Origin of the sequence: uncultured Methylobacterium sp., from assembly GCF_964242245.1 — a bacterium.
In the GTDB taxonomy this organism is placed as follows: Bacteria; Pseudomonadota; Alphaproteobacteria; order Rhizobiales; family Beijerinckiaceae; genus Methylobacterium.
The window spans coordinates 51273-65187 of record NZ_CAXTBY010000010.1 but is presented as its reverse complement, the minus strand read 5'-3'; the positions used below and the strand labels follow the sequence as shown (position 1 = coordinate 65187).

9 protein-coding genes are annotated in these 13915 nt (G+C 71.9%); 6 read left to right on the top strand and 3 right to left on the bottom strand.

Features of this window, described 5'->3' with window-relative positions:
- Positions 1-40: 40 nt before the first annotated feature.
- Entirely contained in the window at positions 41-802 is a 762-nt protein-coding gene (locus ACFE8Y_RS04635; RefSeq protein WP_375463221.1) for a MipA/OmpV family protein, read from the bottom strand.
- A gap of 470 nt (positions 803-1272) precedes the next feature.
- On the opposite strand from ACFE8Y_RS04635, the gene ACFE8Y_RS04630 reads away from it, so the two are divergent.
- The 5 genes from ACFE8Y_RS04630 (at position 1273) to ACFE8Y_RS04610 (ending at position 8933) form a co-directional block, all read left to right on the top strand.
- A complete protein-coding gene (locus ACFE8Y_RS04630) occupies positions 1273-2985 on the top strand; it encodes a mucoidy inhibitor MuiA family protein (protein ID WP_375463220.1) in 1713 nt (570 codons plus the stop codon).
- Between the two features lie 224 nt (positions 2986-3209).
- Positions 3210-4802, top strand: coding sequence for an AMP-binding protein (locus ACFE8Y_RS04625; RefSeq protein ID WP_375463219.1), 1593 nt, complete (start codon positions 3210-3212; stop codon positions 4800-4802).
- Between the two features lie 440 nt (positions 4803-5242).
- Complete coding sequence (locus ACFE8Y_RS04620) at positions 5243-6481, top strand: MFS transporter (protein WP_375463218.1); 1239 nt, start codon at positions 5243-5245, stop codon at positions 6479-6481.
- Positions 6478-7185: a siderophore-iron reductase FhuF gene (fhuF, locus tag ACFE8Y_RS04615; protein WP_375463217.1), complete on the top strand. Its 708-nt coding sequence runs from the start codon at positions 6478-6480 to the stop codon at positions 7183-7185. Before ACFE8Y_RS04620 ends, fhuF begins: the two co-directional genes overlap by 4 nt.
- Complete coding sequence (locus ACFE8Y_RS04610) at positions 7179-8933, top strand: ABC transporter ATP-binding protein (protein ID WP_375463216.1); 1755 nt, start codon at positions 7179-7181, stop codon at positions 8931-8933. The genes fhuF and ACFE8Y_RS04610 overlap by 7 nt, the downstream gene beginning before the upstream one ends.
- A 37-nt stretch (positions 8934-8970) precedes the next feature.
- Here ACFE8Y_RS04610 and ACFE8Y_RS04605 read toward each other — a convergent pair whose 3' ends face one another.
- Positions 8971-11088 (bottom strand): acyltransferase family protein, encoded by a 2118-nt coding sequence (locus ACFE8Y_RS04605; RefSeq protein WP_375463215.1) that lies wholly within the window; start codon positions 11086-11088, stop codon positions 8971-8973.
- 552 nt (positions 11089-11640) lie between these two features.
- Here ACFE8Y_RS04605 and ACFE8Y_RS04600 point away from each other — a divergent pair.
- A complete protein-coding gene (locus tag ACFE8Y_RS04600; RefSeq protein ID WP_375463214.1) occupies positions 11641-12948 on the top strand; it encodes an O-antigen ligase family protein in 1308 nt (435 codons plus the stop codon).
- Here the strand turns inward: ACFE8Y_RS04600 and ACFE8Y_RS04595 are convergent.
- Complete coding sequence (locus tag ACFE8Y_RS04595; protein WP_375463213.1) at positions 12923-13888, bottom strand: hydroxyacid dehydrogenase; 966 nt, start codon at positions 13886-13888, stop codon at positions 12923-12925. The two genes, ACFE8Y_RS04600 and ACFE8Y_RS04595, sit on opposite strands and share 26 nt — an antisense overlap.
- Positions 13889-13915 lie beyond the last annotated feature (27 nt).

Sequence of the window (13915 nt, the reverse complement as noted above, 5' to 3'; positions counted from 1 at the left end):
TCTAGGCGCGCATGAGCCTGTCAGCGCGTCGCACCGCCGCTCAGAACCACGCGCGCGTGGTGAAGGCGTAGTCGACCCGCACGCCGAACAGGAACTGATCCGGCGTGCCGAACGGGCGCCGGACCAGCGGACTGTCCCCGGAGGACCCGAGGATGCGGGAATAGCCGGCGTAGCCCGTGTAGGCCCACGTCTCGCTCTGGGTGTAGGTCACCGCGCCGAGCACGCCGGCGGACACGAAGCTGCCCGGATCGTAGACCCCGACGCGACCGTTCGCGGCGGCCTCATCGACCGAGACGCCGAAGTATTTGCGCGCGAAGCTCGCATCGCCGACGTTGAGGCGGGGACCGATGGAGAACTTGAGGGTCTCGACCGGCAGGATGTAGTCGACGCCCACCGAACCGACCGTGCCGTGATGGCCGTAGACGCCCTGCCGGACCTCGAAGCGGGTCCGGATCGAGGGGAAGGGGTAGAACTCCACGAACAGGCCGGGCTCGACCGCGAAGCGGGCATCGCGGAAGCCGAAGAGGTGGCGGCGGTCGTCGCCGTAGTAGCGCCCCGGCACGACGCGCACCGTCGGCCCGATCCGGAAGACGGCATCGTCGTACAGGGAGAAGCTGAAGCCGTCGTCCGGGGCGGAGAAGCGGCGCGGTTCGCCGGCCCGGCGAACGTCGATCGCGGGATATCCGATGATGGTGTAGTCGTCCGATCCGGGATGGCGCGGCGTGAACTGGACGTTTCCCGAGAGGGTCACCATCCAGGAATCCGGATCCACCTGGGCGAAGCTCGGCACTGCCCTGGGCATGAGGGCGCCGAGATCCGCCGCCGCGGCGGGCCCTCCCAACGCAAGGACCAGCGGCAGGATACCGAGAGCCGCGCGCGGCGTGTGAGAGGGGCGAACCGCTGTGCTCATAGCCGAGCTTTATAGACATATCGCGGGGGCACGACGCGGCCCCCGGCGGCCTCCCGGGCGCAAAAACGCCTCCTGTGGCCACCCGGCAACGATCGGCTCAACGAGCCGGGAGCCGCGGATATCGACCGGGGCCGCCGCCGCCCGCGGCGTCCCGCGCGGCAGCGGGCGCGCCATCCGCGCCGCCGGGAAGGTGGAAGACCGGTATTCCGGATCTCGCCCCGGCGATCCACCGACTCGACGACGTGCGCGACGGTGCGTCGCCGCACGGCGGGCCTCGCAAAACCTTCGATAGACAGGATGCGGGCAGGCCGATCTTCCGCGGCGCGGAACGCACGCCCGCACGATCTTGCCGGAGACCACGCGTGCGCATCCCCCTTGCCTGCCTCATCATCGCGGCGCCGCAGGCGCTACGGGCCGCGGACCTCGCGCCGGCCTCGCGCATCGAGCGGGTGACGGTCTACCCGGACGCCGCGCTGGTCACGCGCCGCGCGGTCCTGGACCTGCCCGACGGCGCCTCGACGGTGAGCCTGCGCGGCCTGCCGGCGAGCCTCGATCCGGCTTCGGTCCAGGTTGCGGCACAGGCCGACGGCGCGCTGACGATCGGCGCGGTCGACGTCCGCACGGCGCCGGGCGAGGCGAGACCCGTCCTCGACCCGGCGCTCCAGGCGCGGATCGACGCGCTGCGGGAGGAGCGCGAGGGCGTGACCGCGCGCCTGCGGACGCTCGACGCGAAGCAGGCGATGATCGAGCGGTACGCGAAGGCGGGACCCGACCAGCTCGGGGTCGAGGGCAGGCCCTTCGACGTGGCCCAGTGGCAGGGCGCCTGGGAGGCGGTCGGCTCGGGGCTGGCCGCCGTCCTGGAGGAGGCGAGGGGGCTGCGCCGGCGGGAGCGCGACCTCGACGCGGCGATCACGGCGTCCGAGCAGGCGCGTCCCCCGGCGCCGCGCCCCGGCGCTCCGCGGCGCGACCTGAGCATCGCGCTGGCGGCGGGCGGCGCCCTGCACGGCGAGATCCTCGTCACCTACCGCGTCGCCGGCGCCGCTTGGCGCCCGACCTACGAGGCCCGGCTCGACACAGGCCCCGGGAAGCCGGCCCTCGACCTCGTGCGGCGGGCCGAGGTCAGCCAGAAGACCGGCGAGGACTGGACGGATGTCGAGCTGTCCGTCTCGACGGTGCGTCTGAACCGGGAGGGCGCCGCACCGGACCTGCCCCCGCTCCAGGTGTCGTTCTACGAGCCGCCGGCCTTCGAGAACCGGACCCGGTCGCTGGCAGCCCCCGTCCCCGACGAAGCGCGGCACAGAGCCGAGGAGGCGCGCCGAGCCCGCGAGGCGGCGGAGCAGGAGCGGGCCGCGTCGGTGAAGGTCGCACCGGCCCCGCCGCGCATCGCCGTGGCGCAGGAGGCGACGCTCGATGCGGGAAGCTATCAGGCGAGCTACCGGGTACCCGGCCGCGTCGACGTCGCGCAGCTCGGCCTGAGCAAGACCTTCACCCTGGCCGCCCGCCGCGTCGAGCCCGGCCTCGCGGTGGTTGCAGTGCCCGAGATCGACCAGACAGCCTACCTGAGCGCGAGCTTCCCCCTGGAGGACGAGGCGCCGCTGCTCCCCGGCGAGGTCGCCCTGCACCGCGACGGCGCCTTCGTCGGGCGCGCGCAGTTCAGGCTGACGGCGCCGGGCGACACGGTCGATCTCGGCTTCGGCGCCGACGACCGCGTCAAGGTCGTGCGCGTGCCGGTGCGCCGGCGCGAGAACGAGCCGACTGTTTTCGGCCAGAGCCGGACGGACCTGCGCGAGTTCAAGACCACCGTGCGCAACCTGCACGCCGAGCCGGTGCGGATCACGGTGACCGACCGCGTGCCCTACTCGGAGAACACGGCGATCACGGTGGAACAGTTGCGCGAGACCACAGCGCCCACCGAGAAGCAGCCGAACGACCGGCGCGGCGTGCTGGCCTGGACCTACACCTACCGGCCGGGCGAGCAGCGCGACATCCGCCTCGCCTACCGCCTGAAGTGGCCGGCCGACCAGGAGGTGGTGTTCGAGCCCCGCCCCGTCGCTCCGGGCACGCCGCGTCCGTGAGGTCTCGGTCGGCGGTCGAGACCCCCGTTCACGCCCTGTACGGACCCGGCCCGCCGCCGCGACAGCGCCGTCACCCGGAAGCCGACGCGGCCCGGTTCTTGAACGGGACCGGGCCGAAACGGCTCCGATCCAGACCGGATACCGATGTTCCGGAGAGGATCGCCGGTCCTTGCCGGTTCTCGGGACGGACAGGGCTTCACGATCCGAGCAGGGGCGACCGTCGGATGATGGATCACGCGGACGAGGGGGCAGCCGAGGCGGTCGCCGGAGGGAAAGTTGCGGCCGAGGCGTTCGTCCTGGCGGGCGACCGCCGCCGCGGGCACGCGGACATCCGGGCGCGCGGGGCGCGGGGCGCGCGGGGCTTCTCCGAACTCGGCGTCGGCCCGGGCGAGGCCGTGGCGCTTCTCCTGCGCAACGACTTCGCCTTCTTCGAGGCGTCGCTCGGCGCCACGCTCGCGGGCGCCTATCCCGTGCCGATCAACTGGCATGCGAGCCCGGAGGAGGCGGCCTACATCCTGCGCGACAGCGGGGCCAAGGTCCTGGTCGCCCACCGCGACCTGCTCGGCGCCGTCCTGCCCGAGGCGGCGTCCGCGCTGCCCTGCCTCGTCGTCGAGACGCCGGCCGAGATCCGCGCCGCCTACGATGTCCCGCCCGACGCAGCCCTCCCCCTCGGCGTCCGGGACTGGGATGCCTGGCTTGCCCGGCACGCGCCCATCGCGGCGCCGGCCTCCGGCGCGCGCCCGGCCGTGATCTACACCTCCGGCACCACCGGGCGGCCGAAGGGCGTGCGCCGATCGGCCCGGCCCCGCTCGGAGCCCTCGCCGCGGGCGCTCGCCGTCTACGGCCTCGACGACGGGCGGCCGATCACCGCGCTGATCAACGGGCCGATGTACCACGCGGTGCCCAACGCCTACGGACGGCTCGCCCTGCAGGCGGGCGCCACCATCGTCCTCCAGGCCCGCTTCGAACCCGAGGCGATGCTGGCCCTGATCGAGCGCCACCGGGTCTCGCACATGCACATCGTCCCGGCCATGTTCGTTCGCCTGCTGCGCCTGCCCGAGGCCGTCAGGGCGCGCTACGACGTGGGTTCGCTCCGCCACGTCGTGCACGGGGCCGCGCCCTGCCCGGCGGCCATCAAGGCGGCGATGATCGCGTGGTGGGGCCCGGTGATCCACGAGTACTACGGCTCGACCGAGACCGGCCTGCTCACGTTCCACGACGCGGCCGAGGCCCTGCGCCGGCCCGGAACCGTCGGGCGCGCGCTGCCCGGGATCGACCTGGAGATCCTGGATGCGAACGGCGACCCGCTCCCGGCCGGCACGGTCGGAGAGGTCTACGCCGGCTCCGCCACCATGCGCGACTTCACCTATGTCGGGCGCGACGACGCGCGCGCGGCGGTCGAGCGACGGGGTCTGGTCACCGCCGGCGATGTCGGCTGGCTCGACGCGGACGGCTACCTCTTCCTGCGCGACCGGAAGCGCGACGTCATCGTCTCGGACGGCGTCGAGATCTATCCCGCCGACATCGAGGCCGCGCTCCTCGCCATCCCCGGCGTGCAGGACTGCGCCGTGTTCGGCATCCCGGATGCGGGCTGCGGCGAGATCGTCTGCGCTGCCGTCGAACCGGCTGCCGGCCATCGTCTCGACCCGGCGGATCTCCTTCGCCGGCTCGAAGGCACGGTCGGCCGGCGGCTCCTGCCCCGGCAGATCGACGTCGTCGCCGGACTGCCGCGGGAGGATTCGGGCAAGATCTTCAAGAACAGGCTGCGCGCGCTCGCGCTGGATCGACGCGGGGTCCGGGACGCTGCCTCGGGGTGAGGTGGGCCAAGCGTGACGGGCATCACCGAAACCGGGATCGCAGACGATCGATGGGTGCGCGGTCGCTCGGAACTCGGAGACGGGCGCGAAGCGGAGCGTCTGCGCGCGTGCGCGTCCCGTCGCGGCCGCTCACGGGGCGAGGCGGCGGCCGAGCTTACCCCCTTGCTTGCGCTGCCGCAACGTTCTAACTCCACCAAAAGAGCAATCCGTGCAGTTGTTTAGTCCTGTTCAAAACTGCACGCGCTCAAGGCAGCCCGCGTGGCCGGGCGTTCCCGGCGGGTGGATCGAGGCGGCGTCATTCAGGCAATCGGAACGCGCGTCCAAAGATGCCGCCGCGATGCGCTCGCCGCGGCGCCTTCGGCCACGGCGAGCCCGGGCGGCCGATCCGGAGGGATAGCCTCGTCGCGTGACGCGTCGATCGAACGGGTGCGGTGCCGTTCGTGAGCGCCGCCGCGTCCCCGCACCCGTCCCGTGCGATCGCGTGGGCGCGGCCCCTGGTGCCGTTCTTCTGCCTCTCCATCACCTTCGGCGCGACGCTCGGCTTCCTGTCGGGCGGCGCGCCGCTGATCCTGCGGACGCGCGGCATCGCGCTGGCCGAGATCGGCCTGCTGCAGCTCATCAACCTGCCGGTCGGCCTGACGTTTCTCTGGGCGGTCGCCGTCGACAGGCTCCGCCTGCCACGCCTGCCGCACCGCATCGGCTGGATCATCCTGATGCAGGGCGCGACCGTCCTCCTCCTCGCGGTGCTGAGCCAGGGGGAGGGCTGGGCCCTCGTCCTCCTCCTCGCCCTGGCGGTGGCGACCTGCGTCTGTGTCGCCACCATGGACATCGCCCTCGAAGCGCTCGTGGTCGAGACGGTGCCGGCCGACCGGCGCCCCTACGTGACCTCGGCGAAGTTCTGCGGCGCATCGCTCGGCGGCATCGCGGGGGCGGGTCTCCTGATCGGGTACTACGACGATCTCGGCTGGCGCACCGCGGTCCTCGCGGTTGCCGGCCTGAACGTTCTGTGTCTCCTGCCGATGCTGCGCTACCCGGAGGCGCGGCTGCGCCGCCCGGATGCGTCGGCGGAACGAAGGATAGGGTCGCTCGCGAGGCTGCGCGCCCTCGCGCCGCGCGTGCTGGTGCTGGGCTTCTACTTCGCCGCCATGTTCGTGCTGTCGGGCATCAACAACCTCGTCCTGCTCGATCTCGGCGTCCCGCTCTCGCAGGTCGGCCTCGTGACCGGCAGCGTCGCCCCGATCGTCAACCTCGTCATGGCGCCGCTCTCGGGCGGCCTCGTGCGACGGGTCGGGACAGTCCGCCTCATCACGGCTTCGGCGCTCGGCGTCATCGCCTCCGGCGGCCTGATGCTCGCGGCGAGCGCGACCGGTTCGGCCGGGCTGGCGATGGCGGCGGCGATCCTCGGCTTCGTCGGCGGCGGCGGCCTGGGCGTACCGGTCTTCAACATGATCTACCGCTGGGCACAGGGTCCGCGCCCGGCGACGGACTACGCGCTCCTGTTCGGGGCCGCGTTCTTCGCAGCGATGCCGCTGCGGGTCGCCGCCCCGGCGCTTGCCGCCCAGGTCGGCTGGCCCGCCTACTTCGCGGCCGCGATCCCCTTCTACGCCGTCGCGTTCGCCTGCCTGCGCGCGGCGATCGGCCGGACCCTGGAGGCCGATCGGGCCGCGGGCGCCGCGTGATCGAGGCCGTCATCGCGCGGGTGCCCGCCTCGCTCGCGACCTTCGGCTGCCGGATCGCCGCGGGGCCGGGCGGAGCCGGAGTGCGGCCGCTCTCGACCCTGCGCGACGGAGCGGTCTTCGATGCGGTGATCGACGGCTTCGGAGCCCCTTACGGGTCGGCCGACAGGCGGGCGGTCGTCTCCCTCTGGACGCAATCGTACCTCGCCGCCCTCCTGATTCCTTCCGTGACCGCGCTCCTCTGCCTCGGACGCGGGCTGCCCGTCGGGTTCGAACGGGTCGGGTTCGAGCTCGACGCGGGCGGGGTCCTCGCACGCTTCCTCCTCCCGGACGACGCGGGGGAACCGAATCCGTCCCTCGCGGCGCTGATCGACGGCCACCTGCGGCCCTTCGTCGAGCTATGCCACGCGCATTCGGGGTTGTCGCGCCGCGTGGTCTGGGGCAACGCCGGCGTCATCGTCGACCTCGTCCTGCGCGAGCTCGGCACCGGCGCGGATCTCAGGCCCGGGCCCCTGGCCGAGGCCGAGGTCTGCCTCGGCCGGCAGCGCGGCCACGCCGTCGGGCGATGCCCGCTGGCGCAGGTCTTCCACGCGAGCGGGCCGAGCGACGCGCGGCGACGGCGGGTCTGTTGTATGCGCTACCGGCTGCCGGGCGTCGCCTCCTGCGGCCCCTCATGCCCCGTCGATCACCTGAAAGCCCCATGCTGAAGGCCTTCCTCGCCTACTATCGCCCGCACCGGACCCTGTTCCTGCTGGATTTCGGCTGCGCCGTGGTCTCGGGCCTGCTCGAACTCGGCTTCCCGATGGCCGTGAAGGCGTTCGTCGACGTGCTGCTGCCGCGCCAGGACTGGACGCTGATCCTGGTCGCCGCGGCGGCCCTGGCCGCGATCTACGTCGCGAACGCCGGCCTGATGGTGGTCGTGACCTACTGGGGGCACGTGCTCGGCATCAACATCGAGACCGAGATGCGGGCGCGCGCCTTCGACCACCTCCAGAAGCTCTCGTTCCGCTTCTACGACAACCAGAAGACCGGCCACCTCGTCGCCCGCGTGACCAAGGACCTGGAGGAGATCGGCGAGGTCGCCCACCACGGTCCGGAGGACCTCTTCATCGCGGTCATGACCCTCGTCGGGGCCTTCGCCCTGATGGTCCTCGTCCACCCGTCGCTCGCGCTGCTGACGGCCGCCATCCTGCCGGTGATCGCCTTCGTCACCCTGCGCTACGGCGGCCGCATGACCCGCAACTGGCAGACCCAGTACGGCCGGGTCGGCGCGTTCAACGCGCGCATCGAGGAGAACGTCGGCGGCATCCGCGTGGTGAAGGCCTTCGCCAACGAGCCGCACGAGCGGCGCCTGTTCGCCTCCGACAACAGGAAGTACCGCGAGACCAAGCTCGAAGCCTACAGGATCATGGCGGCCAGCCTGTCGATCAACTACCTCGGCATGCGGCTCGTGCAGATCGTGGTGCTGCTCGGCGGAGCCGCCTTCGTGGTGCGCGGCGAACTGACCCCGGGCGGCTTCATCGGGTTCCTGCTGCTCGTCGGCGTGTTCTACCGGCCGCTGGAGAAGATCGGCGCCGTCGTCGAGACCTACCCCAAGGGCGTCGCCGGCTTCCGGCGCTACGCGGAGCTGCTGGCGACCGAGCCCGACATCGTCGACCGTCCCGGCGCAGTCGCGGCGGCCTCGCTCAGGGGCGACATCCGCTTCGAGGGCGTCGGCTTCGGCTACAGCGCGGGCCGGCCCGTCCTCTCGGGCCTCGACCTCACGGTCGCGGCGGGCGAGACGGTGGCCTTCGTCGGCCCGTCGGGAGCCGGCAAGACGACGCTGTGCTCCCTCATCCCGCGCTTCTACGAGGTCGAGCGCGGACGCGTCACGATCGATGGCGTCGATGTCCGCGACCTCACGCTGGCCTCGCTGCGCCGGCAGGTCGGCATCGTCCAGCAGGACGTCTTCCTCTTCGCCGGCACGATCCGCGAGAACATCGCCTACGGCCGCCTCGATGCCGGCGAGGCCGAGATCGCGGAGGCCGCGCGGCGGGCGCGCCTCGGCGCCCTGATCGCGAGCCTGCCGGACGGCCTCGACACGGTGGTCGGCGAGCGCGGAGTCAAGCTCTCGGGCGGCCAGAAGCAGCGCTTGGCCATCGCGCGCGTCTTCCTGAAGAACCCGCCGATCCTGATCCTGGACGAGGCGACCTCAGCCCTCGACACGGAGACCGAGCAGGCGATCCAGAGTTCGCTCACCGACCTCGCCGCGGGCCGCACGACGCTGGTCATCGCCCACCGCCTCGCCACGATCCGCCAAGCCGACCGCATCGTGGTGGTCGGCCCGGACGGCATCCTGGAGCAGGGACGGCACGAGGCGCTGCTCGCGGCGGACGGGATGTATCGCCGCCTCTACGCGGCCCAGTTCCCGCAGCCGCGCGACGCCGAACCGGCTCCGGGCGTGGCCGCGGAATGATTCCGCCCGGCGTCGACCGGGCGGGCGGGGCGCGACCTCACGGGGTGCCCGGAACGGCGGAGTACGACGCGGTTGCGGCCGCCCGGAACTCGCGCTCCAGCCTGTCCTTGAAGGCCGGGAACAGGACGTCGTTCCCGTAGCCGCTGAGATGGTCGGCATCGAAGAACAGGGAATGCCCGTCGCGGAAGGCGTGGCAGGTCGGGTCGGGGCACAGGCTCGGGAACGGGTCCCAGATCGACAGCCGCGCCTGATCCTGCGCCAGCGCCGTCATGCGGGCCAGGACCGGAGCGCGGCGCTGCTCCAGGCCCTCCCGATCCATCGCGAAGCCCGGACGGCAGACCGGATTGTCCGCGTCGAACCAGTCGGCGCAGCGGAACGGGGGGGCCTTGAACAGGGGCTTGGGCGCCTCGAACACGATGCGCGCCCCGCTCGACCCGATGCGGGCAAGGAGGCTCCGCGCCGTCGCCGCGTCCGTCCGCCCCGGGGCCTCGGCAACGTCCGCCCCGGTGCCGGCCGGCTGGCCGGACGCACCCCACTGGTCGATGAAGCGCGGCACGCGCAGCGACGGCAGGAAGACCACGTCGGCGGGCGTCAGCACCCGCGCGAGCTCGTCGGCGAGTTGCGCCTCGAAGTCGGCGCACGCCCGCGTCGGGGCGTGCTCGAGCAGGCCGATCATCGGGCAGCCGGCCAGCCAGTAGACGTTCACCGCGCGGCCCGTGGCGTAGGCGTAGGTCCAGAGCATCCGCTCGTAGGCGCCCGCGTGGGAATCCCCGGCGACGATCAGGCGGCCTCCGCTGGCCGAGCCGCATCCCTCCGGATGCAGCACGGTCAGGAGTCCGCCGGAGCGCGCGGTGACCTGCTTGTCCATCGTGCAGCCGGGCTTAGGGGGAACGGTCCACCGGCCCTCGGGGTACCACGCGGCGAGGTCGTGGGTCTGCCCGAGCACGAAGGCCGACTTGAACTTCAGCAGGCCTCCGGTCGCGACCGCGAGGACGCAGGCGGCCGCCAAGCCGGTGCGCACGACGCGGGCGGGCGCCCACCGGCGATCGCGCTGCCACGCGCGCGCCGGGACCTCGACGTAGCGGTAGCTCAGCCCTGCCAGGGCGACGGTCACCGAGAGCGCCACGAGGCCGTCCGCCACGGTCTCGAGGCCGACCGTCCAGCGCATCAGCACGTAGACCGGCCAGTGCCACAGGTAGAGCGAGTACGACATCCGGCCGATGCCGACCCAGGGCCGCGCCGCCAGAGCTCGGACGGCGAGGGTTGCCGGGCATGCGACGGCGAGCGCGATCAGGCCCAGCGTGCCGAGCACGGGGATCGCGCCCCAGGGCACGGGGAAGCCGAGCCGCGCCGGCTGCGCGAGGGCGAACGCCACCAGCGCGAACGATCCGAGCGCCAGGGCCGCCGGAAGCCGCCGCGCCCGGGCAAGCACCGGCCTCCACCGGTCCAACGTCAGGCACAGCAGCATGCCCGCTCCAAGTTCCCAGAAGCGCGCGGGCAGCGTGTAGAAGGCGATCAGCGGCTGCGTCGCGCTGAGGACGGCACCGGTGACCAGCGATGCGGAGAGCAGCGCCAGGACGATGACGGTCCGCCCGTGCGCCGGGCCTGCGAGCCGGGGCCCGAAATACATGATGACGGGGAAGAGGAGGTAGAACTGCTCCTCGACGCCGAGCGACCACGTATGGGTGAAGACGTTGAACGCCGCCTTCGGGGAGAAATAGTCGTCGCCGGCGGCGAGCACGAGGTTGCTGAGCCCGAAGATCGCGGCAAGCCCGGTCTTCGCGATGCCGTCGGCAAGCCAAGCCGAGGGAATGAACAGGGCGTAGGCGAGCGACGAGACGGCGATGGTGACGGCGAGCGCCGGGAGGATGCGCACGATGCGCCGGGCGTAGAAGTGCAGAACGAAGGCCCGGAACGATCCGTGCCGCATCTCCGAGACAGAGGCCGTCACCACGAAGCCGGAGATGACGAAGAAGATGTCGACGCCCATCAGGCCGCCGGGAAGCATCGTCTCCCTCAGGTGGAAGGCCAGCACCGCGATCACCGCGAGCGCCCGGAGGCCGTCCACCGCCGCGTAGTGCGGCGCCTTCGCCCGCGCCTCGCGCGGCGCGCACGGTGCCCGCTCCTCGGGCACCACGGCGCGCCCGGCGGCCATGATCGATCGGGTTCGAAGGCGCATGATCAACGAGGCTGTCCGACAGGTTCATCGGTCGACATCGACCTATCGTATCCTCATCGAGGGGTCGAAGGCTCAATTTTCAAAGAATACCGCTGAGAGATATCCAAATACGGTAAATTATCGATCCTGTAGCCTTTACCATTTCCGATCATGCGCGACCGGCGCTCGGGATGCGGTGCGAGGCGGCGCAGAGACGTCTGAAAGCCGTGAGGTCCGAAACAGCACGTCGCGAACCGTCCCGTTCGAGCGCCGCTTCCGGTCGTGCGGCGACGGCAAGCCGGGCATTTCGTGAGGAACTCTAAAGATCGTTCGTGCGACACTGCGCTGGCCGAACCGCGCCGCAGCGCGGGTGCTGTCGGGGGCGGCCCTCGACCATGGGCGGAGGGCGGAGCGGATGCCGGGTTCGGAGCAGCCTCCTCGGGAACGGATTGCCCCTCGCCTTGCGGTCCTGCCGTGAGAGACACCGGCCGGACGTCGGCACCGCAGGGGCTGGTCACCGCGCACAGCGGCACCGTCACGGAGGAGACGATGCGCGTCGCCGAAGAGAACGCCGGTTCGAGCGCGCGCACGCACGGGGCGGGTGCGCCCATGGTCGCGACCTTGACGCGGCTCGACAAGATCTGCCTCCTCGTGATCGGCCTCGCGCTGCAGTTCAACGTCGAGACATCGACGTTCGGGCTGCCGTTCCAGCGCCTGTCGGACCTGATCCCGTTCCTGACGATCCCCTACTTCCTGCTCCGTCCAGGCGTGATGTCGGCCATCCTGAGCAGGCTCGTGCCGATCGGGCTGGTGGTCGCGCTCCTAGGGGCCTCGCTGGTCTTCAAGGCGGGCAAGCAGGAAGGCGACGTCTACCTCACCCTCGTCCTGCTGCTGTACTTCGTCCAGTGCGTTCAGCTCGTGATCCTGTTCAGGGACCCGTCCGGCCCGGCATGGTTCTCGTCGGGGATCCTGATCGGCATGATCGGGTCCCTCGGTGCCCTGATCGCGGCCTCGGTCAGCATCGACCTCGCGCCCTACGGATTGGCGGTCCCGCTGGATGGGGTCGATCCCGAGATCGCCCTGTTCATGCAGGACAAGCTCGGCGGCCTGTGGACCGCCGGCAACATGACCGGGCACGTGTTCGCCCTGACGGGCGCGGCGGCGATGTACCTCTGGTTCCGGTACCGGCGAACCGAGATCTACGTGCTGTACGTCCTGGGCCTGCTGGCGAGCTTCCCGATGACGAACAACCGGGCCGGGCTGCTGGTGCCCCTGGTCTGTCTCGCGCTCCTCGTCCGCAGGAGCGTCAATGCTCTCTACGTCGCCTGCGCCCTCGCGGTGCTGTGCGGGCTCGTCATGGTCTTCGGCGCCACCGGCCACGTTCCGGTGCCGGAGCAGTTTCAATCCGCCATCGAGAAGCGGTTCCTGTCGGACGGCAACACCGAGTCGAACATCGGCGAGCGGCTGGACACGACCGTCGCGGCCCTTCGGATGATCGTCGCCAATCCCTTCGGGATCGGCGCGATCGCGACGCAGAACCAATTGCGGGAGATGACGGGGCTGGGAACGCCGCACAACGGAATCCTGTCCCTTGCCATCCAGAGCGGCGTCATGGTCGCGCTCTTGTTCGTTCTCGGCGCGGGCAGAATCCTCCTCCGGCCGGCGCGGTTCGGACCGTTCGCCTACTACGTCGTCCTGTTCACGGTGCCGTCGCTGATGTTCGAGGAACTCTCGATCAATCAGTTCTTCCTGTTCTTCATGGCCTTCGTCCTGGCCGCCTCGGCCCTGGCGGGCTCGGCCGAGGCGGACATCGACCACCGACCCGCCGCGCTCAGCGCCCGAGTGCTTCGGGATTGACGAGGTTCAGCGGCGGCTCGCCGCGCAGGATGCGCAGCATCTCCTCGGCCGAGCCGAGGCCCATGGTGCGCAGGCTCGTCGCCGTGGTGCCGGCCACGTGCGGCGTCAGCAGCAGGTTCGGGCAGGCGTGGAGCGGGTGGTCGGGTGCGAGCGGCTGGGCCTCGAACACGTCGAGCGCCGCGCCGCCGAGGCGGCCGGCGTTGAGCGCGGCGACCACGGCGTCGGTCACGACGATCGGCCCGCGGGCGACGTTGATCAGGAGCGCGCCCGGGCGCATCCGGCCGATCAAGCCCGCGTCGACGAGACCCCGCGTCGCCTCGGTGAGCGGGCAGGCGACCACCACCGCATCGCTCTCGGCAAACAGGGCCTCGCGCGAGACCGGCTCGATCAGGCCGCCGTGATCGCTCGCGCTGCGGGAATGGCCGAGCACCCGCAGGCCGAAGCCGTGCCGGGCGATGCCGGCCACGCGCCGGCCGATCTCGCCGACCCCGAGGATGCCGAGCGTCGTGCCGCCGATCTCGGCGAGATCGTTGGCCATGGTCTTGGCCGCGAGCCAGCCGTCGCCGCGCAGCGTCGCGTCGATCCGGTGAACCCGCCGCCGCAGGGCGAACAGCGCGGCGAAGACGTGCTCGGCCACGGCCTGGGTGTTGCTGCCGGGCAGGTTCGCCACCGGGATGCCGCGGGCGGTGGCCGCGGCCATCGGCACGAAGTCGAGACCGACCCCGTGGCGGACGATGCCGCGCAAGAGCGGGGCGTGGTCGAGGATGTCGTCGGGGAGCTGCGCGCGCACGATCATGCCCGCGGCCTCGCGGGCCAGCATCCGGAGGGTCGCAGGCCCGGTGTCGGGCGCCGTGACGACCCGGGCGTGGGGCGCCAGCCGCGCCACCGCGTCGGCGTGGATCGGGGTTGTGAGGAGAACGAGCGGCAGCGGGTCGGGCAACGATGGAGCCTTTCGATCGGGTGCGGC

What these genes read in the sequence shown, in the direction of transcription:
- ACFE8Y_RS04635 (WP_375463221.1), bottom strand. Translation starts at nt 802, where the DNA reads ATGCCCAGGGCAGTGCCGAGCTTCGCCCAGGTGGATCCGGATTCCTGG.
- ACFE8Y_RS04625 (WP_375463219.1), top strand. Translation starts at nt 3,210, where the DNA reads ATGATGGATCACGCGGACGAGGGGGCAGCCGAGGCGGTCGCCGGAGGG.
- ACFE8Y_RS04610 (WP_375463216.1), top strand. Translation starts at nt 7,179, where the DNA reads ATGCTGAAGGCCTTCCTCGCCTACTATCGCCCGCACCGGACCCTGTTC.
- ACFE8Y_RS04605 (WP_375463215.1), bottom strand. Translation starts at nt 11,088, where the DNA reads ATGGCCGCCGGGCGCGCCGTGGTGCCCGAGGAGCGGGCACCGTGCGCG.
- ACFE8Y_RS04600 (WP_375463214.1), top strand. Translation starts at nt 11,641, where the DNA reads ATGCGCGTCGCCGAAGAGAACGCCGGTTCGAGCGCGCGCACGCACGGG.